Here is a 25,823-nt window from a genome sequence, read left to right as displayed (position 1 = left end):
TTGGAAAATGAAAGGCATCGTGCTTGCGGGCGGAAGCGGAACGCGTCTCTTCCCGGTTACCAGATGCATCTCAAAGCAGCTGTTGCCCGTCTACGACAAACCGATGATCTATTATCCATTGAGCGTCCTGATGCTCGCTGGGATAAGAGATCTCCTGATCATCACGACACCACGTGATGCGGCAGCCTTTCAGAGCCTTTTGGAAGACGGTACGCAATGGGGCGTGAACATACGCTATGCGGTGCAGCCTGAACCGGCCGGCATCGCGCAGGCATTCCTGATTGCCGATGACTTTCTTGCCGGGCAGGAATGCGCCCTCATCCTGGGGGACAATCTCTACTATGGCCATGGCCTGACGGAAATGCTCGCGCGGGCCTCGCAACGAAAGTCCGGCGCGACCTTGTTCGGTTATGAAGTTGCCGAGCCGGAGCGCTATGGCGTCGTTGCGTTGGACGCCTCCGGAAAACCGACTTCTATTGAGGAAAAGCCGAAAACCCCGCGCTCCTCCTGGGCCGTGACGGGGCTCTATTTCTACGACAAGGACGTCACTGATATTGCCTCCGACATTCGTCCGAGCGCACGGGGCGAGCTGGAAATCACGGACGTGAACGCCCGCTATCTGGAACGCGGAGACCTCCATGTAGAGCAACTCGGCCGCGGATTTGCCTGGTTCGACATGGGTACGCACGACAGTCTCATCGAGTCCGCCACCTTCGTTCAGGCCATTGAAAAAAGACAGGGGCACCGCATCGCCGTACCGGAAGAAATTGCGTTCAAGAACGGCTGGATCAGTGCGAACGATCTGGAACGCCTGAGTGAAGATTATTCCAACAGCGGGTATGGGGACTATTTGCGGAAAATCGTCTCTAGAAGATTTTGAGAGAATTTCTCATAGAAGAATAAAAAAATATTTTCGGTATTTTTTGTAATCAGAAAATAACTATTTCATTCAATTGGGTGTTTTTCTGAAAGTGCCAATTAATATTTTGATGACAGATAAGCTTCCAAAAGGCGAAGATGTAATAGGTTAGTCGGGATCGTGTAAGCTCGGCGTTGGAACAAAACGCTTCAAGCACCTGCTCCACACACCAAAGCGTTGTTTCTGAGCGCCTTTTGAGCGTTCAGAAATCCAAAAATTCCATAAGTCTTTGAAATTGTTGGTCGGGCAGGCCGGATTTGAACCGACGACCCCTTCACCCCCAGTGAAGTGCGCTACCAGGCTGCGCTACTGCCCGAACGGACCCTACCTAGCTTGTTCGCATGACAAGCGCAAGCAGGTTATTGCGTCTGGGGAGGAGCTTTTCCAGACTTCTGTAAACTCCGGCCAAAGACCGCACCGCCGGATACTGCAGGGCGCCCGTGGCCCAGCTTTTCGGCGGCGATCAGGCCCCACGCAAGTCCGTACAGCATATACATATGCCGCCAGTGGTCCGTGTCGATAATTGCGGAGAGGATCAGATGTGCCGCAAAAACTGAAAAGACACATTGCGTGAAGGCCGTCCACGGACGTGATTTGAACAGGAGCGGCACAAGGGCACAGAATGTCCAAAGCGCCATCAGAATATAGACCGAGCCGCCAAGCCAGCCGTAGGTGGTGAAGCCTTTCAGATAGACGTTGTGCTCATCCTCCGGGAAATACTTGTGGAACTCCAGCGCCCCAAGTCCGAGGGGGCGGTCCATCACCATTTGAAACCCGAGCGAGTATCTGGCGAAGCGGCCAAGGCGGGCACCATCATAGGATTGCACGAGCTTTGCGCGCTCGGCGAACATGTCGGCGACCGTGTCAATGGACAGCGCCGCGCCCAACAGGGCGACCACTGAGAGAATGCCGAGTGCCCCGAGCATAACGAGGCGCACTCGGCGCGGGCCGGCCTTTTCGGTGACAAGCGCCAGAAAATACACCATCAGGACCGATGCCGTCAGAACACCCCAGGCACCGCGCGAAAAGCTCAAGAACACGCCAAGCATCAAAATGGCGAGCGGCACCAGCAGATGCAGGTTGCGCAGGACAGACTGGCGAAGCAGCTTTTGGATCAGGAGCAACGTCGGCAGCACCAGAAACGGACCGAACACGTTGGGGTCCTGGAAAGTGCCGCGGGCTCGGTCATACAGCGTGAAATAGGATGCACCGGGGAAGAGGTGGAAATAACCGGCGATCCCGATGGCCGCCACCAGCACGGCGCTGGTGATATAGCCGCTCTGGATGACCCGGACCCGGCCGGGATCTTCCGCAATGATGGCGGCATAAAAGATGGCCGTGATTGCCAGAAAGCCGGAAACGGCAATATACATGATCGCATCGCCCATTTCCTCGGCCATGGGAATGGAGGCTATGCCGCCGGCGATATAAAGCATCAGGCAGATGATCAGCGGACCGAATTCCCGCCGAAGTTTAAGGCCGCAGGCCAGCCAGACGACCAGTAGAAGCGCCATGTACAGTTCATAAGGCGCAGGTTCCTTGATCACGAATCCCGAAAGGAAGGCAGCAAGCCAAAGCGCACCGTTGCCCAGACTCTTCGTCTGAAGACCGATGGGCGCGCGCGCATGGGGCGTACCGCCGAAAGGTTCGATCGCAAGGCTCAATAGGCGTTCTCCGTATTGAGCAGCCGAAATGGCGTTTGAAGAAGGATCTTCAGATCGAACAGGATCGACCAGTTTTCGATGTAGTAGACGTCGCACTCTACACGTTTCTGGATCTTTTCCGGTCGGTCGACTTCGCCGCGCCAGCCGTTGATCTGGGCGTAGCCGGTAACGCCAGGTTTCACCTTGTGGCGGGCGAAATAACCGTCGACGACGTCGTCCCAGGTCTTGTTGTCGGTGTGGGCGTTCACCGCATGGGGACGCGGACCGACGAGCGAGAGGCTGCCGCCAAGAACGTTGAAAAGCTGGGGCAGTTCGTCGATCGAGGTTTTGCGGATGAACCGCCCGACCCGTGTGACGCGCGGATCGCCCCTCGTGACCACCTTTTTCGCATCCGGATCGGCCATTTCCGTATACATGGACCGGAATTTCAGAACTTCGATGATCTCGTTGTTGAAACCATAGCGCTTCTGCCTGAACAGGATCGGTCCCTTGCTTTCCAGCTTCACGGCGATGGCAGCGGCGATCATGACCGGAAACAGCGTGAGGATGGCCAGAGAGGCAAAGACCAGGTCGAAGACGCGTTTGGCCACCATATCCCAGTCGGCAATCGGCTTTTCGACCACATCGACGAAGGGAACCGTGCCGATGAAACTGGATCCGCGGTTACGGAAGCGAACCTTGTCCGTGTGGGCCGACAACCGGATGTCGACCGGCAGGACCCATAGTTTTTTCAGAAGCTCGAGAACCCTTTTCTCTGCGCGCAAGGGAATGCAGACAATGAGCATGTCAATGCGTGCAAGCCTTGCGAACTCCACAAGGGCGCTGATGTTGCCGAGTTTCGGGTAGCCGGCCACGACCGGTGGTGACCGGTCGTTGTTTCGGTCATCGAAAATACCACAAATACGGATGTCATTGTCTGGCTGAGCTTCCAGATCATGGATCAGCTCCTGTGCGGCCGTGCCGCCGCCGACAATGATGGCGCGCCTTTCCAGGCGGCCCGATTTCATCCAGTGGCGTACCAGCCGGTAAACAATGAACCGCGACAGGCAAAGGCCCGTCAGACTTGCGGCGAACCATGTGCCGATCCAGGTTTCAGAAACCTCCGTGCCCACGCCTGTCATGGTTCGCAGAAGTGCAAACATGGCAAACACAAGGGTCCAGCCGGCAGCAACGCGCCCGATCTGCGACAGGCCCTGGCGCATGACCGGCACCTGATAGACATCCGCCGCCTGGAAAAAGGCGAGCGCAAAAAGGATGGCGGCGCTGGTGACAAACAGATTGCCAAGTCCGAAGCCCGCGGCTTCCGGGCTGCTGATGCTTGCGACAAGAGCCGTGCCAACAATCAGCAGGACATCCGTCAGGCGCACCATGCCGGTCAGAACAGTGGCGGAAATACCCTTGCCGCCAAGTCCTTTTGCAATTTCATAAGCTTGGGCTGAAAGGCTGCTGTTGGCGGCAGACAGAACCTTGATGTTGGTTTGTCCGGTTGCCCCTTGCACGCTTTGCCTGAGGTGTTTTTCCAGCCGGTTGCCCAAAGCGGACGCATCGCCTGAGTCGGGATTGGGTTCGAACGGATCTGTAGGTTTTAAAACACGGCTTCTCATTATTGGTTGCTCGATCTGGCAAGTACAGTCTGCACGTGGCTTGCCGCGGAGACACTTTCAACCCTGGCGGACGACGAGCTATCGGTCGGAGCGATGCCCTGGATTTCCTGATAGAGGGTCGTAATTCTGTCGTTCATCAGGTCGACCGAGAATGTTTCGGCAAGACAGCTGCGCAGACTTTTTGCCTGCTGAGCCATTTGTGCCGGATCTGCAAGGGCTTCTTCCATGGCCGTGGTGAGTTTGCCGATATGACCCGGCGCCACCAGGCGGTTGGAGTAGCGGCCGAAAATTTCCGGAATACCGCCGACCCGCGTTGCGATCAGTGGTCGTTCCGCGGCCACGGTCTCCAGAATGATGTAAGGCATGGCTTCCGCACGCGACGGAACAACCACAGTTCTCGCGAGTTTGAACGCCTCTCGGGCGGGCAGGGCACCGTGGAACGTAATTGCGCCCTCCAGCCCCAGCTTTTTGACCATGTTCCGATAGCGCTCTTCGTCGGGGCCTTCGCCAACGATGTGAGCCTTCGGCGCGGTGCCGGTTTTCAGGCGAATGTTGTAAATCGCCTCGATGAAAAGGTCCGGTCCCTTCAGATCCCGCAGCATGCCGATGTAGAGGAAATCGGCGGCATCATGATTGGGGGAAACGGGTTGGAATTCGTCTGCTGTCAGCCCGTTGTAAACGATTCGCGAGCGCGCTCTCGGAAGACCGACCTTGCTTTCATAAGCTGCCGCCTCGTAGTCCGAGACGAAGATCAGCCCGTCCGTCATGCGGCCGAGAAGACGCTCCAGCAAGTGATAGACACGGCCTTCGAACCGGTTGGGATCGTAATGCAGACTGCCGCCGTGCGGGCAATAGACCCGGGCGGTTTTCTGGCCGCGCAACCGCAGCACAGTGCCGATCAGGCGCGCATACGCGCCCCCTTTGGCTCCATGTCCATGCAGAATGTCTGGTTTGAGATCCCGGATGTGCCTGTAGAGGGAAACAGTCGCCGTCAGGTCCTGGATGGTGAGCTGACGTTTCATGGGAAATCGCGCAAGGCCAAGCGAAAGTTTCGGCTTCACTTCCTCAAGAAGCTGATTGTCGAACGCACTGCCCGTGCTGCTGTCGCATACGATCCCGACATCGTGTCCCGCTTCCGACTGGCAGATAGCAAGATCCCGAATGTGGCGGAAAATGCCGCCAATGGGCGAACGCACGCAATGCACGATCCGCATTGGGGTCGTTGTCATGATGCAATATCCCTGTATCCACCCCCAGGTTTCTTTTTGAACCTGTGGGGCCCTGAGACTGCATCCTAACAAAGGGTAGTGAGTCCACCGTTAACTTAGCGGAGGCCTAAAAATAACGTTCGCGGACGTAAATTGTGTCACCGGGGCGCACTGGGTCCGAAATAGGAACACGACCGTTTAGAATTTCACCGTTGAGCTGCCGGGTGATATCCACATTCGATTGAAGCGCCCGCGCACTGAAACCGCCCGCCGTTGCGATGGCGTTTTGAACGGTCATGCCGGCGACGTAATTATACTGGCCTGCATTTTGCACCTCACCCATGACGAAGATCGGGCGATAGGTGTCGACTTCCACCGACACGTCCGGATCGCGGATATAACCCTTGCGCAGCTTGGTTGCAATTTCGGCTGCCAGCCCTTGCTGCGTCTTGCCGCGTGCTGCGACGTTGCCGACCAGCGGGAAAGAAATATATCCAGCCTGATCAACAACATAGGTGTTCGACAGGTCGTCCTGGCCAAACACGATAATGCGCAGCTTATCGCTCGAGTCCAAGCGGTAAGGCTGGGTCAGTGTTTCATGAAACGCTGTCGGCGGCTGTCTGTACCCGCTGCATGCAGCAAGGCCTAGGCACAGGCCCAGGACAACAAGCGCTCTCATTCGCATCAACGACTCTCCTACAATTCGGAGACAGGATCGCGCTTTATGGTTAATTGAGGGTGAAGAGCAGAAAAGACATGCTGGATACCCTGTCAAATATGCGCATGCATTTCTTAACAGGGCCGCCAGGGAAACTATATGCGCCTTAACCGAACGCTTACCATAATTCGACATAGTTTGCCGATATTTTGGAGTTTCAAGTGATGAATGCTGAACGGCAGACACATTCCGAAGACGACATGGCGCTGGATCTGGGTGGTCTGTTGCGGACGATCGCGCGATCCCTGGGCTGGCTTTTGCCGCTTACGCTTTTCGTTACGGTTGCCGTTTTTCTGGGGCTTCAGTTTGTTGCGCCCAAATACAAGGCCGAAGCGCGTATCATCATTGAAAGCACGGACAACCTGCCCGGTGCTGCGCGAGGGCAGGAGGAAGAGCGGGCCCTGCTGGACAGCGAAGGTGTTGTCAGCCAAGTGCAGCTTCTCAAGTCCGCTGACCTGGCACGCCGCGTTGCGAACAAGCTCAACCTTGCTGCGATTCCCGAATTCGATGCCAATGACGATGGCAGCCTCGTGAACATTCTGTTGTCTCTGGTCGGGCTCGGCACCAAGACGGAAGGCAACAGCCAGGAAGAACGGGTCCTCAAACACTATTACAAGAATCTGGAAATCTACCGGCTGGAGGGTTCCCGCGTCATCGCGGTCGATTACACCGCCGAAAGCCCGGTTCTGGCTGCCAAGGTCGCCAATACGATTCTTGACGAATATCTGTCGGTTCAGTCCAGCGCCAAACGTCAAACGACTGAGCGGGCCTCCGCAGCTCTGGAACCTCAGATCGTTGAATTGCGCAAGGAAGTTCAGGCGGCGCGGCAGGCGGTGTCTGATTTCCGTGCGCGCGCCGATCTGCTGATAGGCGCCGATAACATCCCGCTCAATCAGCAGCAACTTGCCGAAACAAGCACGGCTTATTCCGAAGCTCAGTCCGCCAAGGCTGAATCGCAGGCAAAGGCCGATCTCATTCGCGAATTGTTGAATTCGGGTGGATCGCTTGAAACCGCCAGTGAAGTTCTGAGCTCCGCGCTCATCCAGCGGTTACGCGAACGCCAGGTCGAAATTCAGTCGAACATTGCCGAACTTTCCATCACGCTGCTGCCCAACCATCCCCAACTCAAGGCTCTGCAGTCTCAGCTTGGGGATTATGACCGGCAAATCCGGTCGGAAGCGCGCAAGGTTCTGCAGGGCCTGGAAAATGATGCCAAGGTGGCAGACCAGCGCGCAAAGGCGCTCGGAGCTCGCCTTGACGAGTTGAAAAAGGCCGCCGCTAAATCCAACGCCGATCAGGCACGGCTAACGGAACTGGAGCGGGAAGCCAATGCCAAGGCGGCCCAGCTTGATCAGTTGCTTTTAAGCTATCAGGAAGCCGACTCCCGCTTGCGGGCACAGGTTCTGCCCGCCGATGCGAGGATCATCTCGCGGGCCAGCGTTCCGGTGGAGCCGGATTCGCCAAAGATCATTGCCAGCACCATCATCGCCGCGCTTGTGACCTTTATTCTCGGGTGTGCATTTGTGCTCATGCGCGAATTCCTGAACGGAGCCGCACTTTACAGGATGCAGGATGGCCCCTCTGCCGGGCAACGCGTTGCCCCGCCCATGGAAGAGCGGCCAAAGACCGGGCCTGACGATTCCTCGCGAGGTGGCAACCCTGGCTGGGGCGGGGGCTATGGTCAGACCGTCGCCAGCTACAGGATAGAGCCCGGCGAGTGGAACACATCCGATACGCCTCGTGCGGCAGAACCGGACGTGCCTGAAGCCATTGAGAGTGTTGAAAGCGTAGAGAGCGTTCCGGAACCAACCGAAGAAAAGGTTTCCGAGAAAAGACCTGAGCCACAAGCCGAGACCTCGGAGAAGCCCGTTCGACCGAAGGGCCGCGTTGGGATTCTGGCCGGCAAGCTTCTTGGCCGTGGAAAAAAGACCGGCCAGGATGCCGAAGTCAGCCAGGCCTCTGTTGCAGGCAGCCCGGTCCCGGTGGCAGACAGCCAAGACCCGGTCGACGACATACGGGGTTCCAAGGACATCGACGAGGACGCCCCGGAAGCGGACGTCATGCCTGCAGCGGTTGTCGCGGCAACCAGGTCCAAAAGACGTGACAAGCCTGAAGAGCAGCTGAAGACGATGCATGCGGACGATGTTGAAGCAGCAGGCCGCGTCGTTGTTCTCAGTGTGGACGACGAAGCCCTGTCTCATGAACTCGCGTTCGATCTGATCCGGAAAGCCGCCGGACGCGGCAAGTCTTCGCTCATCATGGAGGTCTTCCCCGACCAGTCCAACTCGAAGGGTGCGGAAGGCTTTTCCGATATCGTTGCCGGCACGGCTCCCTTCGCCAAGGTGGTTTACAGGGATGCAGGGTCAAAGGCGCATATCATTGAGGCAGGCCGGGTCGAAATCACGGACGAGATGGTGAATTCGGAGCGTTTCAAACTGGCCCTGGAAGCGATCAAGTCGACATACGAAACCGTTGTCGTTGATCTCGGGGCGATTGATGGATCGCTGGCAAGTGCCCGCATGTTGAGTTTTGCGGACAGGGTTTTGATAGCTGCGTCTGCCCCAGACCACAGTCACGAACTGCAGAGCGCGGCGAACCTTCTGGCGCACAACACCGGAGCAAAGGTGGAAGTCGTGATACCAGACGGCGCTGGTCCGGGGCCGCGCCGAAACGGCGACGGACACGCCGCCTGAAGAGCTGGCCTGCAACAGTAGACAGGCGCTTTGCTCAGCCGCCCTGGCCGATGCCTGCTTTCCACTTCCTCAGACGCCGGATCAGCGGCCATAGGGTCGCGGAATTGCGCAGACGGGCCTTGGTGTTCAAGCGTGCTGCCTCCAAGCGCAATCGCAACGCTCCCTTCCAGCTCATCGCCAGCAGACTGTCTTTCAGCAACACAGGCTCCGCCCAGCCGGTCTTGTAGCGTTCTTCGCCAAGGCCGAGGTCAAGTGTTTCGAACCTTGGGTCCGCACATGCCCGCTCGATGATTTCCTTGATCAGCACCAAGCCGGGGCTGTTGGGCAGCATGTCGTCGTGGGCGACGCTGTTGCTGTAGGCGTAAAGGGTCGCTCCATGTTCGACGCACAGATAAGTGGCCCGGATTCGACCGTCCGTTTCCAGAAACCAGAGGTCCAGCGGATTTGGCTCCTGAACCTGTGTGTCAGCCGTTGCGTTGAGCCCCAGCGCGGTGGAGAGAAACGTTCTGGCGGGACGTTGCGAGAAGACATTGGGGATGCCTGCTGCCTTCGCTCTAAAGGCTCGTTGCTCGAAAAACGCATCCAGGCCGCGTTGCTTGTCGGCGCGGTCAGAGGCTTTGACAACCCTGTAGTCACCGGCGGCACGCAGGTGCCGTTCCTTGCGCAGAAGGTTCTTGCGTGACGACTTGCTGTGTGTGGCATTGAAAAACTGCTCGAATTCATCGGGCAGGGCAGAGGCAAAAACAGGGCTCGGGCTTGCAGTGGCGCACTCCAAGACCAGCGGATGGCCGCGGCCCTGCCAATTGTCTGGAACGTTTTCCAGTTTCAGGAGGTCTGCACCGATCTGCCGGCAGACGTCAGACAGCAAGTCCTGCATCTCTGCCGGGGTGACAGTGCGGTAAAAATCTGCATTCCAGAGACCGGTGTTCTGGTTGCCGTTCTGGTGGCCGAGAAAGGTCAGGGTGGACGTGCCTGCGGATCTTTCCAGTTGCAGAGGCAGCACGAAGAGAGGCTCATCCTGTCGCCGGCCGACGACGATTACAGGAACGCAGTTCAAGCTTTTGCCTATCGTCTCGAACCAGCTGATGAGCCAGGAGGGGGACTGGTAGGGATTACTGTGCGGCACACTCTTTAGTTGTTGCCAGTCGGGCTGCGCTTCGCTAAGCCTCGAGAAAATGGACAGTTCAAGATTGGCTGCGGCCATGGTGTTCACCTTACAACCGTGCGCTTGGTGAACAGGCTGATACGGCATTTGAAAATTGGATAAACCATTTTGAACGAACATTGAGGAAAGACTGGACGCCGCGATGGCAGATCGAGCTAAGTCTCGATAGATTTAGCAATAATTGTTAAAGAAACCGTGCCTAACTGGCACATTCTAGCAAGGCGGGCATTGCGGCCACATGGGCATGCGGCAAAAAACGGTAACACGCGCATTCAGTGTGCTGAAGGGAACGGGGCTCGGCCGTATGCTGGCACCGTTCACCCAGGGCTGCGGTGCCGTGTTCATGATGCACCACGTGCGGCCGGCACGCCCTGATGCCTTTCAACCCAACCGTCATCTTGAGATCACGCCCGAGTTTCTGAAACTTGCGGTCGATCGTATCCGCGCCAACGGCTATGAAATCATCTCTCTGGACGAAGCCGTCGATCTGCTCAAGTCCGGCTACGGGCACCGCCGCTACGCGGTTTTGACATTCGATGACGGCTACCGGGACAATCTCACTGTTGCCTATCCGGTCCTCAAGGAACTGGAAGCACCTTTCACGGTGTTCGTCACCAGCGGTCTGATCGATCGGACCAGTGAGCTGTGGTGGCTCGCTCTGGAGCAGATCGTTGCGGAAAATGAGGAAGTGGTCTTTAGCGACGCGCAGGGCAGCACCGGTATCTCGTGCAGAACCGTCGCGGAAAAGAATGCGCGTTTCGATAAGATCGTCGATCATCTGACGCTGGAAGTCGCCGAACTGGATCAGCGCAAGATCATACGGTCGCTTGCCGAAAGATATGGTGTCGATCTGAGAGCGCTGGCCGACAGGCAGATGATGTCCTGGGACGAGACGCGCCAACTGGCTGGCGACCCGCTGGTGACCATCGGTGCTCACAGCCGCAATCATTTCGCCATGGCACGGCTGGACGAAGACGCTGCCCTTAAAGACGTGAGTGAGGGGCTGGAACGGCTCGAGAAAGAGCTTGGCCGCCGACCAAAACACTATGCATATCCGTATGGAAAATCACACGCTGTCTCCCAGCGCGATGCGGATATTTTGCGGGAGATCGGCTTTGCTTCGGCTGTAACGACGCTTCCCGGGGTGCTTCAATCCGTCAACGCACGGGACCCGATGATGTTACCGCGCGTCTCGCTGAATGGCCGCTTTCAGGACCCTTCGGTCGTTGACCAGTATCTGACAGGCGCACCTTTCGCGCTGTACCGGGTTGCCCGGTGGGCCGCCAATGGTTTTGGTGTCAGGTCCGGTTTTTCCCGCCTCTTTCCATCCACCAGATAATCGCACCCGCCGGGATCACCCAGGCCAGTCCTGCGATGCCGAAGTAGATGAAGCGGATCGTGTTCGACGATTGCTGCAGGGTCAGGTCACCGATCACCATCGCGGTGAGGGCATAAACCACCACGAAAACCACCAGCAGCACCATGCCGATAAACTTGCGAAACGAGGGAACCATTGTCAGGCGTTTCCGTAATGCGAGTGTGAAGCCGCGATGAGGGACCTTTTGCCGCAAATTGCCCCGCACCGCTTGCCGTCTTGCTTCAGCACCTATATCTCCGCAAGCCAAAGGTCAAACTCACGATAAACATTTCCGGAAGCGGGTCATGATTGCAGTTGCAGAAGGTGTGAAGAGCGAGCAGATGCTTCCGGCCAAATTGCAAAAGGTGCGGCAGAACAGGGCTCTTATCCGATGGTGGCTCTATTGCGTGTGTGCGCTGATCCTTGCCATGGTCGTTGTCGGCGGAGCCACGCGGTTGACCGAATCCGGCCTGTCGATCACCGAATGGAAGCCCATTCACGGTGTCATTCCCCCGCTCAGCGAGACCGAGTGGGAAGAGGAGTTGGAAAAATACCGGCAAATTCCTGAATACCAGCTCATCAACAAGGGCATGAGCCTGGAGGAATTCAAGTTCATCTTCTGGTGGGAATGGGCACATCGGCTGCTCGGCCGGTTTATCGGTGTCGCCTTCTTTGTGCCGATGGTGGCCTTCTGGGCAATGGGGCGGATCGAGCCCTGGTTGAAGCCCAGACTGCTTGTCGGCCTTGCGCTTGGCGGCCTTCAGGGATTCGTCGGCTGGTGGATGGTGGCGTCCGGGCTGGTTGAACGTGTGGATGTCAGTCAGTACAGGTTGGCGACCCATCTCACGCTCGCATTGTTCATTTTCGCCTATCTTTTCTGGATTGCGAGGCGGCTGACACCGCTGCCAGCTCCCGAGCGCACGGAACAGGAGCGTCTCGCGGGGCTGGGAAAACTGGTCCTTTGTCTGGTCTTCGTGCAAATTTTCCTGGGCGGTCTCGTCGCCGGATTGAATGCCGGTTTGACCTTCAACACCTGGCCGCTGATGGATGGCCAGTTTATCCCGCGTGGCATGCTGGCCATTCAGCCTATCTGGCTGAACTTTTTCGAAAACGTGATGACGGTCCAGTTCCAGCATCGCATGACGGCCTACGTGCTGGTTTTCACCGGTGTAGCGCTGGCCTGGAGCACGTTCCGTGTGAGCCAGCGCAAGGAGCTGCGCAGGGCAGGCGCGCACGTGGGTGGATTTGTTATGTTGCAGGCACTCTTCGGCATTCTGACGCTGCTCTGGCAAGTGCCGCTGTCCATCGCGTTGGTGCATCAGGGCTTCGCGGTCGTCGTCCTGGCGGCTGCCGTCGACTATGTAGCTGTTCTGAAGGGGCCGTTTGCCATCCGCAACTAGTGTGCGGAAAAGGCCTTTCCACGCGTAAACACGCAGCCGCGAGGCGGTGCCAGGCGAGTTGCCCCGAAGTTGAGATCGCAAAGAAAAGCCCGCCGGTTGGCGGGCTTTTCGTCTGTTTCGCTGATGTTTGTTATCCGGCGAGCGCCTGATCGAGATCGGCGATGATGTCGTCGACATCCTCCAGCCCGACCGAGATACGCACCACATCCGGGCCTGCACCGGCAGCCGTCTTTTGTTCGTCCGAGAGCTGGCGGTGCGTGGTGGAGGCGGGATGGATGATCAGGCTGCGCGTGTCGCCGATATTGGCCAGGTGCGAGAACAGCTCCACCTTGCTGACCAGCGCGACACCCGTGTCATATCCGCCTTCCACGCCAAAGGTGAAGACTGCACCGGCGCCCTTGGGCATGTATTTCTGCTGCAGGTCGTGGTGCTTGTCCTCCGGCAGGGCTGCGTAGGACACCCATTTCACCTTGTCATGGGCAGCAAGATGAAGCGCGACTTTCTTGGCATTGTCCGAATGACGTTGCATGCGCAGGGGCAGGGTTTCGATGCCTGTCAGGATCATGAAGGCGTTGAAGGGCGAAATAGCCGGTCCGAGATCGCGCAAGCCAAGCACGCGGCAGGCGATGGCGAAGGCAAAATTGCCGAAGGTTTCGTGCAGGACGATGCCCTGGTATTCCGGCCGTGGCTGGGACAGCAGCGGATAGTTGCCGCTTGCGGACCAGTCGAAGCTGCCGCCGTCGACGATGATGCCGCCCATGGAATTGCCGTGACCGCCCATGAACTTGGTCAGCGAGTGCAGGACGATATCCGCACCGTGTTCGATCGGGCGGCACAGGTAAGGCGTTGCCATGGTGTTGTCGACCACTAGCGGCACACCCTTGGCCTTTGCGATTTTCGCAATTGCTTCGATGTCGACAACGATGCCGCCCGGATTGGCGAGGCTTTCGATGAAGATCGCGCGCGTGCGGTCGTCAATGGCCGCTTCGAAGGATGCCATGTCTGCCGGGTCGGCCCACTTCACGCCCCAGCCGAAGCTTTTGAAAGAATGGTTCAGCTGGTTGATCGATCCGCCATAGAGCTTGTTGGCAGCTACGATGTTGTCGCCCGGCTGCATCAGACTGTGGAAACACAGGAGCTGTGCCGAATGGCCGGAAGCTGTCGCAAGCGCGGCGGTGCCGCCTTCAAGCGCTGCAACGCGCTCTTCAAGAACAGCCGTCGTCGGGTTGGTAATCCGGGTGTAGATGTTGCCGAATGCCTGCAGACCGAACAGGGAAGCTGCGTGATCGACATCGTCAAAGACGAACGACGTCGTCTGATAAATTGGTGTCGCCCGCGCGCCTGTTGATGGATCCGGCGCAGCGCCAGCGTGAATCGCAAGAGTGGAAAAACCCGGAATATTGTCGCTCATAAAAGACCTCCCTGTTGGATTGGCGGCCAGTTTGACCGAAGCCGCATGGCAGGTCAAAGAACGATTTTGCGGTTTTGTGAGCTAAAGGAAATTAAGTTTGTCAAAGCTTTAGGCTGAATTGGCCGGTGCGCTGCATATCGAGGTCTGGCGAAAACCTCTAATGGTCGGACCAGGTGTTGCGGTTCTCCAGCTTTACGCCGAAATAGACACCGAACAACAGTGTGGCTGCCAGCAGCGGCAGGCTCCAGGCCAGAAAGGTCATATCTGCGAGGACAGCAAACAACGCGGCCTCCTTTGAGCCTCAAAAATGTCGATGCGAGGGAGAAGGTTAACGATGTCTTATGGACGAAAGGGAAAGAAATTCGCGAGCATTCGGGGCAAATTGAGTGAAAGCTCTTATAAATAGAAATTAAAATTCTCAGATTTCGTCGGAGGGAACGGCTCTGTTGCGTTTGGTATCGCGAGCTTTCTCCGCAGCCGCCTTCTGCAGATGAATCAGCACTGCGATACAGACGACGAATGCGACAGTCGCCAGAGCGAATATCATGACCCATGCCCTCTCGAAACTGCCCTCATAGGCGGAACCTCGCCAGAAGGCAGGCCAATACCACAACCCTCGATCAACCTATCCTAGCAGAAACAAGCAGAGCTTTGCAGCAGGAGCGCATACGTTGACCCCAATTTATTCGCCACTTTGCTCCCGTTCGCCGGAGCCGGCTTTGTCGCGGGTCCAGGTTTCGTCGCGATCGGCGAAGGGCGAACCGTGTCGAGCCTTGTGAACGAATGCAAACAGCAGCAGGGCAACCAGGCCCGCCATGGCCATGAGGACCCACTCAAATGCGGTAAACAGGTTCGGGTCTTGGGTCATGCTGCCTCCCGCTGCTGATGCCATCCGGTTGCTCGGATCTCGATAAACGAGCTACACGCGAGCATTGTGCGAAGCTGATGCGTTGGGGAAAATCAGTTGTCTTTTTCCCCGGAAAGCCCACGATGCTGGAACCCGGCCTTGAGGGCAGGGCGTTTGGAGGAAAGGGTTCTGGAATTTACGCCGGCCCAGCCGATTTCACCGGACAATCGACCGTATTCAATCTTCGGGCAGCGATCCATCACCATTTTGATGCCCGCTTCTTCCGCTCGGGCCGCGGCCTCGGCATGGCGAACTGTCAGTTGCATCCAGATGACCTTGGGCAGCTTTCCGCTGGCAATCACTTCATCGACGATTGCACCGGCAGCTTCGGAATTGCGAAAGATATCGATCATGTCCGGCACCGCCGGCAATTCGTCCAGAGACGCATAGACCTTCTGTCCCAGGATCTCCTTGCCCGCCTGACCCGGATTGATGGGCCACACTTTGTATCCTTTGGACAAAAGGTACTTCAGCACAAAATAGGACGGCCGGACATTGTTGGCACTCGCGCCGATCATGGCGATGGTTTTCACCTCGTCGAGAATACCCTTGATATAGGCGTCCGCATAAGTGTCGTGATTCATGGAATGGAGATCCTCAGATTTACCGGGTCATCCAATTCGAAATGCCGCCGGGCCGCAAGGGGCCTTGTGCCGCATTCCGGTCTTCCTTGAAGATTTATGAAACTGCGCAGGGACGGTCAGGCGCCCCGAACCGTTCACCGGTAAACAGGAGAGGCCAGACAGGCAAACGGAAGGCGGCGTCGCATGGGTGAATTGAAACAGCGGTTCCAGAAGGTATTGGAGGCAATAGACCAGACGCTGGACGGTCCGCTTGACGTTTCTGCGCTTGCCGGTGTTGCCGCCTATTCGACGTTTCATTTTCAGCGCCAGTTCTCGGCGTTCTTCGGCCTGGGCGTTGCCGACTACCGGCGGCTCCTGAGGCTCAAGCGTGCCGGACAGCAGCTCGCATTCAGACGCGAACTGCCGGTCACCGAGATCGCCTTCGATGCGGGCTATGAAAATCTTGAAAGCTTCTCGCGTGCGTTCAAGCGCGTTTTCGGGCACAGCCCGTCGGCGTTCCGGTCAACACCCGACTGGTCTGTCTGGCACAGAACCTACGACCCCTTACTGCAGTTGAAAGGACAGTTCATGTCGGATCAGTCCCTTGATGGCTCGGCCGTCCGGATCGTCGCTTTTCCTGAAACAGCCGTCGCCATACTCGAGCATCGCGGACCGCCGCAGGAGGTACCAGCGACCGTCCGGCGTTTCATCGCTTGGCGGAAAGCACATGCAAGCCCTCCGTCCAGAAGCGTGACGTTCAATATTCTCTATGACGACCCCAAGACGGCGCTGCCTGAGGATTATCGGATCGGTGTTTGCTGTGCTGTCAACGGGCCAGTCACGGAAAATGATGAGGGTGTGGAACCTGGAACGATACCGGCAGGGCGCTGCGCTGTTATCAGGCATTCCGGTCCGCTCGACTTTGCCGAAGAAACGATCCGCGCCCTGTATCGCGACTGGCTGCCGCAAAGCGGGGAGGAGCTGCGCGACTATCCGTTGTTCGTTCAACGCCTCAGTTTCTTCCCGGACGTTCCCGAGCACGAGGCGAAAACCGACATTTTCCTGCCGCTGAAATGACGGGGAACCTCGCTGAACCTCACTGGCAGCAGTGTGAGCTGCCGGTAGGGTTTCAGGCCAGTTTTGCCGCCTGATCCTTCCGGAGTTCCTTGCGGATCATCAGCTTCAAACCGGACCAGATTTCGTCGACGGCACAAACCTTGACGTCCACGAGGTCCATCGGCAGGCAGAGTTCGCGAATGGTATCTTCGGTGATATCCGTTGGCACCTTGCTGGCCTTTTTCGGCCAGGACACCCAGATCATGCCATTTGGAGCCAGTACGTCCCGAAGGGCTGCCAGATGGCCGGCGAGATCCGCCCGTTCCGTAACAAACACATGCGCGCAATCAAGAGCGGGCTCCGGTGTGGGGATTGTCACCACGCCGGGGTCTTGGGTCTGCAGAAGCTTGGCAATGCCTTCCGGCATCCGGTGACGCCAGCAAACCATTCCGGGTTTCAGCCCGAGCTTTGCAGACAGCGGACGTCCGGAGTAACCGGCTTCTGGCATGGCTTATCCTTGAGGCCTTTGAATAGCTGGCCGGATCAGCTGTCCGTCCATTCGGGTTTGCGTTTTTGCAGAAAGGCATTGATGCCTTCTTCCGCATCCCGCGCCATCATGTTGTCCACCATGGTCTGTGCTGCAAAATCATAGGCATCCGACAGTGGCATTTCCAACTGACGATAGAATGCCTCCTTGCCGATTTTCAGCGTCTTGGAGGACTTGGAAGCGATCGTTTCCGCGTATTTCTGGACGACCTGCTCCAGGTAGTCACGCGGGACGATGCGGTTGATCAGGCCGAAATCCTTGGCCGTGGACGCATCGATGCTTTCGCCCGTCAACAGCATTTCCATGGCCTGTTTCGGCGCAACATTGCGGGACAGTGCAACCATGGGCGTGGAGCAGAACAGGCCGATGTTGACGCCCGGTGTGCAGAAAGTGGCCGTGTCGGTGGCAAGGGCAAGGTCGCAGGAGGCAACCAGCTGGCACCCGGCTGCGGTGGCAACGCCCGTCACCACGGCAATCACCGGCTTGGGCAGACGGACGATCTGCTGCATCAGGTCCGAACACTGGCGCATGATCCGCTCATAGGTCGCCTTGCCGCCGTCAGCGTCTCCGCGCGCTGCGGTCAATTCCTTCAGGTCGTGCCCCGCGCAGAATACCTTGCCTTCCGCACCGAGCAGGACAACACGCACGGCAGGGTCTTCAGCGGCTTTGCGCAACTCGCCGGCAAGGGCGGTCATCATCTCGCTCGACAGAGAATTCATCCGCTCTGGCCGCTGCATCACGATCCGGTAAACGCCCTCATGAAGAAGCGTTGCGAGCATCGGTTTCTGGATCTCGTCATTTGCTGCGGTTTCGGACATGGAACGCTCCTCCAGGGTTTGCTTTGCTGTGGTTATAGCCGAGGCGGGCAGGGCGGCGAAAGTGTTCCTTCGGCTGGTGACCGCTTCCGATCACAGATGGTTTATCTGACGATGCGCCAAGTTGCTGGCGGTTCCCCCTGTTTCGGTTATCCTTTGGTCATGTGGAGGCTTTCCCAAGTCCGCTCACTTGCAGGTGCAGTCGCTCTGCTTCTGGCTCCTCTCGGTCCGGCGCTCGCGCAGGAACAGGTTGATGTCGCTCTGGTTCTTGCGGTTGATGTCTCGCGCTCCATGTCGCCAGAAGAGCTTCAGATTCAGCGTCGCGGCTATGCGGCCGCCATTGCCAGCCCGGAAGTGGTGCGCGCCATCGGCTATGGCGCCCATGGTCGGATCGCCCTGATGATGTTCGAGTGGGCCAACGAAAGCCACGCGCGCGAGATTGTCGGATGGTCGGTGATCGAGAACACGGAGGACGCTCAGGCCTTCGCCGGCAAGGTTATGGCCGATAGCACCTACGGGCAGCGGCGCACCTCGATTTCCGGAGCAATCAGACATGCATCGGCCTTGCTTGTCGACGCCCCCTTCAAGGCGGACCGGCGGGTGATCGATATTTCCGGGGATGGTCCCAACAACCAGGGCGCTGCTGTGGAGCAAGCCCGCGATGCCGCGGTGGAGGCCGGGCTGGTGATCAACGGATTGCCACTGATGACCACCGGCGGCATGGGCTTCCAGTTCAATATCCCGGATCTCGACGTCTATTATCAGCGCTGTGTCATCGGCGGGCCCGCCAGCTTCGTCATTCCGGTGGACGACTGGGAACAGTTTCCCGAAGCTGTCCGCCGCAAGCTCATTCTAGAGATCGGCGGCGTCACTCCTCCAGAGCCGAAAGTCATTCCAGCCCAATTCACCTTCGAGGAACCCTATGATTGCCTCGTGGGCGAAAAGATCTGGCGGCGTATGCGGGATCAGTATTTCTGGGATCAGTAGCGGCGGATCCGTTCTGCCGCTCTTTCATGCTTGCCCGCTTTTTCGCTCAGGCTGTCAGCCCCGGCGCCGCCTCCGTCGGCGCTCGCCCCCGCTTGCATCCGAACCGGCGTCTGCTTCCTTGCGCTCGGGCAATTCGACAGCGGCGCGGAGATTGGGGAAGGGATCGACCTTGTTGGGCAGCGCCATGGCATTGACGAAATGCTCCTGGAACTTTGGCTCCAGGGCTGTCTCGATTTTCTCGATATCCCGAACGGTCTGTTCGATCTCGCGCCTGTAGCCCCGGTTGAGCAGCGCCATGCGCGCGCCTGTGCCTGCGGCATTGCCAACGCCGGAGACACCCTCCAGCGGGCAATCGGGAAGGAGCCCCAGGATCATTGCGTATTTTGGGTCGATGTAGCTGCCGAAAGCACCAGCCAGACGAATGCGATCCAGTGCATAGGTACCCAGCTTGTCCTGCAGCAGTTTGACACCGGCATAGAGCGCGCCCTTGGCAAGCTGGATCGCGCGGATGTCCGTCTGAAGGATCGAGATTTCGACCCCATCGCTTGCAATCACATATGAAAAAGTCCGGCCGGTGGATTTGACGCGCGGGGTCCGCTCGGCCATCGCGCCATTGATCACGCCATCTTCGGTGATGAGCCCGGCCAGATACATCTCGGCAACCGCCTCGATGATGCCCGAACCGCAGATGCCGGTGACGCCGACGGTGTCGACCTTCTCGGCAAATCCTTCTTCGTCCGACCATTCATCGACGCCGATCACCTTGAAGCGCGGCTCAAGCGTTTCCTTGTCAATGCGGATGCGCTCGATGGCGCCAGGCGCGGCGCGTTGTCCGGAAGAAATCTCGGCGCCCTCGAACGCGGGGCCAGTGGGAGAGGAGGCCGCCAGCAGCCGGTTTCTGTTGCCCAGAACGATTTCCGCATTGGTGCCGACGTCGACGAGCAGGGTGATCTCGTCAAGTTTATACGGGCTTTCAGCTAGCGTTGCAGCCGCGGCATCGGCACCGACATGGCCGGCGATACAGGGCAGCATGTAGACACGGGCTCCGGGGTTCAGTTCCAGGTCCAGATCGCGTGCGTTCAGTACCATGGCGTCGGAAGCCGCCAGCGCGAAAGGAGCCCCGCCAAGTTCCACCGGATCGATACCAAGAAACAGGTGGTGCATCACCGGATTGCCGACAAAGGTCGCGTCGAGCACATCCGTGCGGTCCGCGCCGACATCGCCGACAAGTTTGCCGATCAGCGCGTTGATGGCATCGCGCACGGCCTTTGTCAGATCCGGCAGCTTTGACGGGTTCATCTGCACATAGGACACCCGGGACATCAGATCTTCGCCAAAGCGGATCTGCGGGTTGGACGTACCGGCGGATGAAACCGTGCGGCCGTTCTGCAAGTTACACAGATGAGCTGCAATGGTTGTGGAGCCGATGTCGACGGCAAGCCCGTAGACCGCAGGCTTATCCCCGGGCCGGAGGGCGACCAGCGTCGGCAGGACGCCTCTATCCTCGTGGATGGCGGCGGTCACATGCCAATTGCCCTTGCGCAACGTCGTCTGGACGCTCGGCAGCAAGACCGGGTCGATTGCGAGATCGGCAATTCCCGTCTCTGCAATCAGGGCTTCACGCAACCGGTCGATGTCTCCTCGCGGCGTTTCCATGTCCGGTTCGGCAATCGCAACGGAAACAAGAGAGATCGGGCTGTCCGCTTCGATAGTACGAGCCTCTGCGCGTTTGCGCACGACCTGGCGGTTGGTCTGGGCATCGGTCGGAACATCGACAACAAGATCCCCCAGAATCTTTGCCTGGCAGGAAAGCCGCCTGTCGGCAGGCAATTTGCGCAAGGTTGCATAGCGGGTTTCCGCCTCGGTGGCTCCTTCCAGGTTTTCGGCTCTACTGGTCAGATTTTCCTTGGCGAACGTGCCTTCGGAAACCGAAATCTGGCAGCGCCCGCAAATGCCACGTCCGCCACATACCGATTCCACATAGACCCCGAGCGAGCGGGCTGCGTCGAGCAGGGGCGTTCCGACGGGAAAAGTTCCCCGGCGTCCGCTCGGTTGGAAAACGACTTTGGCGTGTTTAACGGTCTCGGTCATGGCTCGCGTTCTGTCACTACCGGTTTTCAAAACTCTGCGGGGATGTCCCCCGACCCGCTCCACCCCGGTAAAGGGAAGAGGACTTGGGCTGTACCCGCCGCAACGAAGTCATCCTAACGACGACTTCGGGTCCAGCGGTTTGAAACGTTTCCCACGACACGCAAAACCCCTCCCACTTGCGGGGAGGGGATTGGGGTGGGGATCCCATCCTGAAATTGGTGAAAAGCCACCCCGTTTGCAGACGGGAAAGAACCGCAAACTTTTATGTCTGGGAACTCAACCTGCGGACCGGCGTGCTGCGCGTCCGCCGCGGCGGCGCCCACCTGAGGAGCCTCCGCCTTCGGACGGTGCCGCAACTGCGCCGGGGGCTGCCGGCTGGTGGTCACGGTAGGTCATGATCCATTCCTGGCAGTTGGGATCGGCACCGTTGAGCACGTTGGCAGCGCGTACGGCTTCCATTTCCTGCGGACGGCATGGGTTCATGATCGCAGACGTCATGCCGGCACCGATGACCATCGGAATGAAGCCTGCATTGATGCCATGTCGATGTGGCAGACCAAAGGAAATGTTGGACAGGCCGCAGGTGGTGTTGACCTTCAGCTCCTCACGCAAGCGGCGCAACAGGCGGAACACCTGCTGACCGGCTGTGCCCATGGCACCGATCGGCATCACAAGCGGGTCCACGACAATATCGTGCGCGGGAATGCCGTAGTCGGCCGCGCGCTGGACAATCTTCCTGGCCACTTCAAAGCGTACGTCCGGATCTTCCGAGATGCCGGTCTCGTCGTTGGAGATCGCCACAACCGGCACGTTGTACTTCTTGATGAGCGGCAGGATCGCTTCCAGCTTTTCCTCTTCACCGGTCACGGAGTTGACCAGCGGACGGCCCTTGGCAACCGCAAGCCCCGCCTCGATGGCGGCGGTCACGGATGAATCGATAGACAAGGGAACGTCGACAAGCTCTTGAACAATCTCGATAGTCTTCACGAGCAGCGGTGGTTCGGTCTCGTTCGGATTGACCGCGGTCACGCCGGCGTTGACGTCGAGCATGGTTGCGCCCGCGGCCACCTGGGCCAGGGCGTCGGCCTTGACGGTTTCGAAGTTGCCTTCGGCCATTTCCGCCGCCAGCTTCTTGCGGCCGGTCGGGTTGATCCGCTCGCCGATCACACAGAAGGGCTGGTCGAAACCGATGATGATTTCCTTGGTCGCGGAGGCGACAACAGTGCGGGTCATTTATGCGCTCTCATTGGCAGTCAGGATTGAAGACGAAGTCTGAAAAGACCAACTCCCGCGGCTAATCAGCCACTCAGCAGTTTTCTGGATACCGCCAAAGGGGTAGGCGTGAATCTGGGCCAATTGGGTGTCGGGCTGGCTGGTGACGCGGGTCTCCAACGGATCGACCATCGTGTTCGGGTCGTAGCCGGACAGCATGGAGACGACGGCGCCGCCACGCTTTTTCAGGAAGTTGAAGGAGTTTTCAACACCGGCAAAAGCGGCATATTTCAGAAGGGTCGTCATCTTGGCCGGACCAGCAACACCGACATGCACCGGGAATTCGTTGCCCCATTCGCGCAACTCGTCCAGCCACAGGCTGACCCGATGCGGATCGAACCCGAACTGGGTCACGATGCGGAACTCGGCATCGCTTTCGCGGGCAAGTTCATGCTTGCGTTGCAGGAAGCTTTTGATCACGTCCGGCTTGATGTCCGGTGCGCCTTCGGGGTGTCCGGCAACGGCGATCTTCTTGATGCCGAGCTTGTCGAACAGACCGGTTTCCAGAAGAGCGACAGAAGAGGTGAGGGGACCGGCTTTCTCGGCTTCGCCCGCAATGGCCAGAACTTCGGTGGCGCCTGCTTCCTGCGTCAGCCGGGTGATGCGGCGCTCGAAGTCCTCGCGGCTTGCATACCGGCGGGCCGCCATATGCGGAACGGCGGTCAGCTTGTTGTCGCGCAGGATGCGGGCTGCGTCGACGATCATGTCTTCCGAGCAGTTGCCCAGATCCGTGACATAAATCTGCGTGCCCGCGGGGATGAACTGCAGAAGCTCGGTCTTTTCGACCACCTGCCTGGGGGACATTTCGGTAGAGGCGGGAAGCCGCCCATTGGCCAACAGGCGCTGATCAGTCATGTTCCGAGCCTCCATTTTCAAGCAGGGTTTTAAGTCTCTCTTTCGGATAGGCAGAGACCAGGTCGGTCAAGGCCGCGTCCGCTTCCGTTTCAAGATCGTCCGTCACCGAAACCGGGTCGGTCCGGCGCCACTCCGCCATATAGGCGTCGCTGTCCTTCGCCCCGATCCGCATGGCGCAGGCGTCGATGGCTTCCATGAACATGGCAGGCAGTTCCCGCCGGGCGGATTTACGCCCCTGCTTCACCAGGATCTGTGCCGGGATGTCCCGCCAATAAACGATGATTTTCTGCGCCATTCTCGGAACTTCCTCCTGAGAAACATCATTGCCGGAAGCTTGCTGGCCCAGGACGCCTGATAGCGGCATCAGCACGTGAAAAACCGACTTGTCCGAAGGCTATTTTGCGACGCTCAATCCGCCCGGCCTTTGCCCAGAAACGGCTGCAGCAATCCATACCCCGTTCGTCGCATTTCAAACGGCAGGCCCAGCCTGTCCGCAGCGCGCCGTGCCGCATCCTCAAGGGCCGGGTCATCAGTCTGGGCCAGGTAGAGAACGCGGGTGTAATGGGCGAAATACATGTCCCTCAAGTGCGGGTGCCAGTCGAGACCCAGCGGTTCGATGACCATGGTCTGGAAATGCCGGGCCAGGAAATCGGTCAGATAGAATGTGCCGAGCTGGTCGTCTTCCATCTGGTCGAATTCTTCAATGCCGGTGAAAAAGGCGTAGCAGTGCGCGCCTTCGATGCGCCGCGCGCCGGTTTCCTCCAGCACCCTGTCTAGCAGGCCGCCGGTGCCGCAATCGCCATAGGCCACCAGAATGTCGGAGTAGGTGTCCGCGTTCTTCAGGATGGTTCGGCGGACTTCATCCGGTATCTTGTCCGGCGTGTTGTGCAGCTTCGCCGGAAGGCAGGTGATGTCGACGTGGTCGAGGTTGTTCTTCTCGCGAATGGCGATGACCTCGCGCGCCAGGGCACCGCAGGCAATAACAAGAACGCGGCCGACCTTGTCGTCCGCGCTCCCATCCGTCTCAATCGGAAACAGAGGCTCGCCCACCAGCATTTCGGCAGCCTCCTTGAACATTGCCGTCAGCCCTTGTTGGCCAGCATGTTGTGGCGGCGAGCGATCAGGTCTTTCGCCATTTCCACAGCAACGGCCGCGTCGCGGCAATAACCATCGGCTCCGACAGCTTCACCGAATTCCTCGTTCAGCGGTGCGCCGCCGACGAGCACGATATAATCGTCGCGAATGCCCTTGGCCTTCATTTCGTCGATCACGACCTTCATGTAAGGCATCGTCGTGGTCAGAAGGGCCGACATGCCGAGAATGTCCGGCTGATGCTCTTCGATGGCCGCAAGATAGTTTTCGACAGGGTTGTTGATGCCAATGTCGATCACTTCGAAGCCGGCACCTTCCATCATCATCGAGACAAGGTTCTTGCCGATGTCGTGGATGTCGCCTTTCACGGTGCCGATGACCATTTTGCCGACCTTCGGTGCACCGGTCTCCGCCAGCAGCGGGCGCAGGATGCTCATGCCGGCCTTCATGGCGTTGGCCGAAAGAAGCACTTCGGGAACGAACAGGATGCCATCGCGGAAGTCGACGCCGACGATCCGCATGCCTTCCACCAGAGCCTTGGTCAGGATGTCGTAGGGAGCCCAGCCGCGTTCCAGAAGAATGTTCACGGCATCCAGGATTTCTTCCTGAAGACCGTCGTAAAGGTCGTCATGCATCTGCTCGACAAGTTCGTCGTCAGAAAGGGAGGCGAGATCGATATCGTCTTCGTCAGACATTGGCAGCTCCAGCAAGGCGCAACAGGCCATCAACTCAGTGCAAAAGCTTATGCCTCAAGCCGGATTCGCCGATATCTCCAAAGCGACACGGCTAGTCGTTTACGCGACAGGTAAATCGAGCCGGGCCATTCAACTTCAATTTTCTACGCCAACGGGAAATGTTTGTAGCTGTCTAAACTTACGAGACGGTGGCGATACTGCCACCGGAAAGAAGTCGAACCGCATTCCAGGCGCTGTCCGCGCGGGCCTCGATGTCGGTATCCGCCACATGTGGCAGGGCGCGTGTCACCAGCCGAATTTGAAGATCCCCGATCAAAAGGGACAGGTAAAGTTCGGCAGCAGCAGCCATCTCAAGGTCTGCCAGAAATCCCTTGTTCTGCACTTGCGCGACAAGATCGCAAACGAGCGGCAGAACGGCGTTGCGGCCGCTTTTTGCCAGGGCTGTTCCTAGCGTACCCGTAGCGTCGGCAGCCGCCGCGCGGTTGAGAGCGATCGCGGCCGGATTCGTGAGTACGCGGAGCAAGCTTCGCCCGAAGCGTTTCATCGCCTCGTCCGGAGAGGAGGCTTTGCCGATACAGTTTTCCAGCGCCTCACGGATGTCTTCTGCGTTGCGGTCCACCAGAGCTGTGAAAAGTCCGGTCTTGTCGCCATACCAGCGGTAAAGCGTTTCATTGGAGGCCTTTGCTTTTCTGGCGACCGCCAGCATCGACATATTGTCATAACCTTCGGCCAACAGCAGGTCGATTGCTGCCGTTTCAATGGCCGTTTTTCTTCGTTCTCTGGCTTCCGCCCGCATGCCGGTCT

26 protein-coding genes and 1 tRNA gene are annotated in these 25,823 nt (G+C 58.4%); 6 read left to right on the top strand and 21 right to left on the bottom strand.

The annotated features are described in order from the left end of the window. The first annotated feature begins 7 nt into the window (after window positions 1–7). Entirely contained in the window at window positions 8–880 is an 873-nt protein-coding gene (gene rfbA / locus FMN63_RS12525; RefSeq protein WP_148584303.1) for a glucose-1-phosphate thymidylyltransferase RfbA, read from the top strand. A 278-nt stretch (window positions 881–1,158) separates the two neighbouring features. Here rfbA and FMN63_RS12520 read toward each other — a convergent pair. The 5 genes from FMN63_RS12520 to FMN63_RS12500 all read right to left on the bottom strand — a co-directional run bounded on the left by FMN63_RS12520 (window position 1,159) and on the right by FMN63_RS12500 (window position 6,080). Continuing rightward, window positions 1,159–1,235 (bottom strand) — tRNA-Pro (locus FMN63_RS12520). A 43-nt stretch (window positions 1,236–1,278) separates the two neighbouring features. Continuing rightward, entirely contained in the window at window positions 1,279–2,583 is a 1,305-nt protein-coding gene (locus tag FMN63_RS12515; protein ID WP_148584302.1) for an O-antigen ligase family protein, read from the bottom strand. Continuing rightward, window positions 2,580–4,187 carry an undecaprenyl-phosphate glucose phosphotransferase gene (locus tag FMN63_RS12510; RefSeq protein WP_148584301.1) on the bottom strand — a complete coding sequence of 536 codons (1,608 nt, stop codon included), beginning with the start codon at window positions 4,185–4,187 and terminating at the stop codon, window positions 2,580–2,582. Before FMN63_RS12510 ends, FMN63_RS12515 begins: the two co-directional genes overlap by 4 nt. Continuing rightward, the gene (locus FMN63_RS12505; protein WP_286192624.1) at window positions 4,187–5,416 is read right to left on the bottom strand and encodes a glycosyltransferase family 4 protein; all 1,230 of its coding nucleotides are present in this window, start codon (window positions 5,414–5,416) and stop codon (window positions 4,187–4,189) included. Before FMN63_RS12505 ends, FMN63_RS12510 begins: the two co-directional genes overlap by 1 nt. Window positions 5,417–5,522: 106 nt before the next feature. After that, a complete protein-coding gene (locus tag FMN63_RS12500; protein ID WP_148584300.1) occupies window positions 5,523–6,080 on the bottom strand; it encodes a polysaccharide biosynthesis/export family protein in 558 nt (185 codons plus the stop codon). 197 nt (window positions 6,081–6,277) lie between these two features. Between FMN63_RS12500 and FMN63_RS12495 the strand changes: the two genes are divergently transcribed. Continuing rightward, entirely contained in the window at window positions 6,278–8,806 is a 2,529-nt protein-coding gene (locus tag FMN63_RS12495; protein WP_148585557.1) for a Wzz/FepE/Etk N-terminal domain-containing protein, read from the top strand. Between the two features lie 34 nt (window positions 8,807–8,840). Here FMN63_RS12495 and FMN63_RS12490 read toward each other — a convergent pair whose 3' ends face one another. After that, window positions 8,841–10,010: a GNAT family N-acetyltransferase gene (locus FMN63_RS12490; RefSeq protein WP_162530038.1), complete on the bottom strand. Its 1,170-nt coding sequence runs from the start codon at window positions 10,008–10,010 to the stop codon at window positions 8,841–8,843. A 205-nt stretch (window positions 10,011–10,215) separates the two neighbouring features. Between FMN63_RS12490 and FMN63_RS12485 the strand changes: the two genes are divergently transcribed. Further along, window positions 10,216–11,310 (top strand): polysaccharide deacetylase family protein, encoded by a 1,095-nt coding sequence (locus FMN63_RS12485; RefSeq protein WP_209001101.1) that lies wholly within the window; start codon window positions 10,216–10,218, stop codon window positions 11,308–11,310. Here FMN63_RS12485 and FMN63_RS12480 read toward each other — a convergent pair. Next, window positions 11,270–11,485 carry a DUF2842 domain-containing protein gene (locus tag FMN63_RS12480; protein ID WP_148584297.1) on the bottom strand — a complete coding sequence of 72 codons (216 nt, stop codon included), beginning with the start codon at window positions 11,483–11,485 and terminating at the stop codon, window positions 11,270–11,272. The two genes, FMN63_RS12485 and FMN63_RS12480, sit on opposite strands and share 41 nt — an antisense overlap. Before the next feature lie 148 nt (window positions 11,486–11,633). Here FMN63_RS12480 and FMN63_RS12475 point away from each other — a divergent pair, with 148 nt between their 5' ends. Then, window positions 11,634–12,728, top strand: coding sequence for a COX15/CtaA family protein (locus FMN63_RS12475; RefSeq protein ID WP_148584296.1), 1,095 nt, complete (start codon window positions 11,634–11,636; stop codon window positions 12,726–12,728). A 130-nt stretch (window positions 12,729–12,858) separates the two neighbouring features. Here the strand turns inward: FMN63_RS12475 and FMN63_RS12470 are convergent, their stop codons facing one another. The 5 genes from FMN63_RS12470 to FMN63_RS12460 form a co-directional block, all read right to left on the bottom strand. Then, window positions 12,859–14,139 (bottom strand): O-acetylhomoserine aminocarboxypropyltransferase, encoded by a 1,281-nt coding sequence (locus FMN63_RS12470; RefSeq protein WP_148584295.1) that lies wholly within the window; start codon window positions 14,137–14,139, stop codon window positions 12,859–12,861. Window positions 14,140–14,296: 157 nt separating this feature from the next. Further along, a complete protein-coding gene (locus FMN63_RS29840; RefSeq protein ID WP_286192623.1) occupies window positions 14,297–14,422 on the bottom strand; it encodes a hypothetical protein in 126 nt (41 codons plus the stop codon). Window positions 14,423–14,557: 135 nt separating this feature from the next. After that, complete coding sequence (locus FMN63_RS29835) at window positions 14,558–14,686, bottom strand: hypothetical protein (RefSeq protein ID WP_286192622.1); 129 nt, start codon at window positions 14,684–14,686, stop codon at window positions 14,558–14,560. 135 nt (window positions 14,687–14,821) lie between these two features. Further along, the gene (locus FMN63_RS12465) at window positions 14,822–15,007 is read right to left on the bottom strand and encodes a hypothetical protein (protein ID WP_148584294.1); all 186 of its coding nucleotides are present in this window, start codon (window positions 15,005–15,007) and stop codon (window positions 14,822–14,824) included. 92 nt (window positions 15,008–15,099) lie between these two features. Further along, the gene (locus FMN63_RS12460; RefSeq protein WP_148584293.1) at window positions 15,100–15,630 is read right to left on the bottom strand and encodes a CoA-binding protein; all 531 of its coding nucleotides are present in this window, start codon (window positions 15,628–15,630) and stop codon (window positions 15,100–15,102) included. 183 nt (window positions 15,631–15,813) lie between these two features. Between FMN63_RS12460 and FMN63_RS12455 the strand changes: the two genes are divergently transcribed. Next, window positions 15,814–16,686: an AraC family transcriptional regulator gene (locus tag FMN63_RS12455; RefSeq protein WP_148584292.1), complete on the top strand. Its 873-nt coding sequence runs from the start codon at window positions 15,814–15,816 to the stop codon at window positions 16,684–16,686. Between the two features lie 52 nt (window positions 16,687–16,738). On the opposite strand, the gene FMN63_RS12450 is transcribed toward FMN63_RS12455, so the two are convergent. Together FMN63_RS12450 and FMN63_RS12445 are read right to left on the bottom strand one after the other, a co-directional pair. Beyond that, a complete protein-coding gene (locus FMN63_RS12450) occupies window positions 16,739–17,173 on the bottom strand; it encodes a DUF3052 family protein (RefSeq protein WP_148584291.1) in 435 nt (144 codons plus the stop codon). 35 nt (window positions 17,174–17,208) lie between these two features. Next, window positions 17,209–18,030, bottom strand: coding sequence for an enoyl-CoA hydratase (locus FMN63_RS12445; RefSeq protein ID WP_148584290.1), 822 nt, complete (start codon window positions 18,028–18,030; stop codon window positions 17,209–17,211). A 159-nt stretch (window positions 18,031–18,189) separates the two neighbouring features. Here FMN63_RS12445 and FMN63_RS12440 point away from each other — a divergent pair, with 159 nt between their 5' ends. Then, window positions 18,190–19,014, top strand: coding sequence for a DUF1194 domain-containing protein (locus FMN63_RS12440; RefSeq protein WP_209001100.1), 825 nt, complete (start codon window positions 18,190–18,192; stop codon window positions 19,012–19,014). Window positions 19,015–19,068: 54 nt separating this feature from the next. Here FMN63_RS12440 and FMN63_RS12435 read toward each other — a convergent pair whose 3' ends face one another. The 7 genes from FMN63_RS12435 to FMN63_RS12405 all read right to left on the bottom strand — a co-directional run bounded on the left by FMN63_RS12435 (window position 19,069) and on the right by FMN63_RS12405 (window position 25,815). Further along, entirely contained in the window at window positions 19,069–21,105 is a 2,037-nt protein-coding gene (locus tag FMN63_RS12435) for an ASKHA domain-containing protein (RefSeq protein ID WP_148584288.1), read from the bottom strand. A gap of 276 nt (window positions 21,106–21,381) precedes the next feature. After that, a complete protein-coding gene (locus tag FMN63_RS12430) occupies window positions 21,382–22,338 on the bottom strand; it encodes a methyltetrahydrofolate cobalamin methyltransferase (RefSeq protein ID WP_148584287.1) in 957 nt (318 codons plus the stop codon). Further along, window positions 22,339–23,232 (bottom strand): methylenetetrahydrofolate reductase, encoded by an 894-nt coding sequence (locus tag FMN63_RS12425; RefSeq protein WP_148584286.1) that lies wholly within the window; start codon window positions 23,230–23,232, stop codon window positions 22,339–22,341. Next, window positions 23,225–23,527 carry a virulence factor gene (locus FMN63_RS12420; RefSeq protein WP_148584285.1) on the bottom strand — a complete coding sequence of 101 codons (303 nt, stop codon included), beginning with the start codon at window positions 23,525–23,527 and terminating at the stop codon, window positions 23,225–23,227. The genes FMN63_RS12425 and FMN63_RS12420 overlap by 8 nt, the downstream gene beginning before the upstream one ends. 113 nt (window positions 23,528–23,640) lie before the next feature. Further along, window positions 23,641–24,309, bottom strand: a complete 669-nt coding sequence (locus tag FMN63_RS12415; RefSeq protein WP_148584284.1) for a DUF1638 domain-containing protein — start codon at window positions 24,307–24,309, stop codon at window positions 23,641–23,643. A 5-nt stretch (window positions 24,310–24,314) separates the two neighbouring features. Then, window positions 24,315–25,019 carry a cobalamin B12-binding domain-containing protein gene (locus FMN63_RS12410; RefSeq protein ID WP_148584283.1) on the bottom strand — a complete coding sequence of 235 codons (705 nt, stop codon included), beginning with the start codon at window positions 25,017–25,019 and terminating at the stop codon, window positions 24,315–24,317. A 178-nt stretch (window positions 25,020–25,197) separates the two neighbouring features. Then, window positions 25,198–25,815, bottom strand: a complete 618-nt coding sequence (locus FMN63_RS12405; protein WP_148584282.1) for a TetR/AcrR family transcriptional regulator — start codon at window positions 25,813–25,815, stop codon at window positions 25,198–25,200. Window positions 25,816–25,823: the final 8 nt, after the last annotated feature.

It is taken from the genome of Stappia sp. BW2 (assembly GCF_008107695.1).
Classification (GTDB): Bacteria; Pseudomonadota; Alphaproteobacteria; order Rhizobiales; family Stappiaceae; genus Roseibium.
This window is presented reverse-complemented; position numbering and strand designations above follow the sequence as displayed.

Bases quoted from the DNA above. Each gene is read 5' to 3' on its own strand.
- rfbA (WP_148584303.1), top strand. From the start codon at position 8: ATGAAAGGCATCGTGCTTGCGGGCGGAAGCGGAACGCGTCTCTTCCCG.
- FMN63_RS12510 (WP_148584301.1), bottom strand. From the start codon at position 4,187: ATGAGAAGCCGTGTTTTAAAACCTACAGATCCGTTCGAACCCAATCCC.
- FMN63_RS12505 (WP_286192624.1), bottom strand. From the start codon at position 5,416: ATGACAACGACCCCAATGCGGATCGTGCATTGCGTGCGTTCGCCCATT.
- FMN63_RS12500 (WP_148584300.1), bottom strand. From the start codon at position 6,080: ATGCGAATGAGAGCGCTTGTTGTCCTGGGCCTGTGCCTAGGCCTTGCT.
- FMN63_RS12495 (WP_148585557.1), top strand. From the start codon at position 6,278: ATGAATGCTGAACGGCAGACACATTCCGAAGACGACATGGCGCTGGAT.
- FMN63_RS12490 (WP_162530038.1), bottom strand. From the start codon at position 10,010: ATGGCCGCAGCCAATCTTGAACTGTCCATTTTCTCGAGGCTTAGCGAA.
- FMN63_RS12485 (WP_209001101.1), top strand. From the start codon at position 10,216: ATGCGGCAAAAAACGGTAACACGCGCATTCAGTGTGCTGAAGGGAACG.
- FMN63_RS12480 (WP_148584297.1), bottom strand. From the start codon at position 11,485: ATGGTTCCCTCGTTTCGCAAGTTTATCGGCATGGTGCTGCTGGTGGTT.
- FMN63_RS12475 (WP_148584296.1), top strand. From the start codon at position 11,634: ATGATTGCAGTTGCAGAAGGTGTGAAGAGCGAGCAGATGCTTCCGGCC.
- FMN63_RS12470 (WP_148584295.1), bottom strand. From the start codon at position 14,139: ATGAGCGACAATATTCCGGGTTTTTCCACTCTTGCGATTCACGCTGGC.
- FMN63_RS29835 (WP_286192622.1), bottom strand. From the start codon at position 14,686: ATGATATTCGCTCTGGCGACTGTCGCATTCGTCGTCTGTATCGCAGTG.
- FMN63_RS12465 (WP_148584294.1), bottom strand. From the start codon at position 15,007: ATGACCCAAGACCCGAACCTGTTTACCGCATTTGAGTGGGTCCTCATG.
- FMN63_RS12460 (WP_148584293.1), bottom strand. From the start codon at position 15,630: ATGAATCACGACACTTATGCGGACGCCTATATCAAGGGTATTCTCGAC.
- FMN63_RS12455 (WP_148584292.1), top strand. From the start codon at position 15,814: ATGGGTGAATTGAAACAGCGGTTCCAGAAGGTATTGGAGGCAATAGAC.
- FMN63_RS12450 (WP_148584291.1), bottom strand. From the start codon at position 17,173: ATGCCAGAAGCCGGTTACTCCGGACGTCCGCTGTCTGCAAAGCTCGGG.
- FMN63_RS12445 (WP_148584290.1), bottom strand. From the start codon at position 18,030: ATGTCCGAAACCGCAGCAAATGACGAGATCCAGAAACCGATGCTCGCA.
- FMN63_RS12440 (WP_209001100.1), top strand. From the start codon at position 18,190: ATGTGGAGGCTTTCCCAAGTCCGCTCACTTGCAGGTGCAGTCGCTCTG.
- FMN63_RS12435 (WP_148584288.1), bottom strand. From the start codon at position 21,105: ATGACCGAGACCGTTAAACACGCCAAAGTCGTTTTCCAACCGAGCGGA.
- FMN63_RS12430 (WP_148584287.1), bottom strand. From the start codon at position 22,338: ATGACCCGCACTGTTGTCGCCTCCGCGACCAAGGAAATCATCATCGGT.
- FMN63_RS12425 (WP_148584286.1), bottom strand. From the start codon at position 23,232: ATGACTGATCAGCGCCTGTTGGCCAATGGGCGGCTTCCCGCCTCTACC.
- FMN63_RS12420 (WP_148584285.1), bottom strand. From the start codon at position 23,527: ATGGCGCAGAAAATCATCGTTTATTGGCGGGACATCCCGGCACAGATC.
- FMN63_RS12415 (WP_148584284.1), bottom strand. From the start codon at position 24,309: ATGTTCAAGGAGGCTGCCGAAATGCTGGTGGGCGAGCCTCTGTTTCCG.
- FMN63_RS12410 (WP_148584283.1), bottom strand. From the start codon at position 25,019: ATGTCTGACGAAGACGATATCGATCTCGCCTCCCTTTCTGACGACGAA.
- FMN63_RS12405 (WP_148584282.1), bottom strand. From the start codon at position 25,815: ATGCGGGCGGAAGCCAGAGAACGAAGAAAAACGGCCATTGAAACGGCA.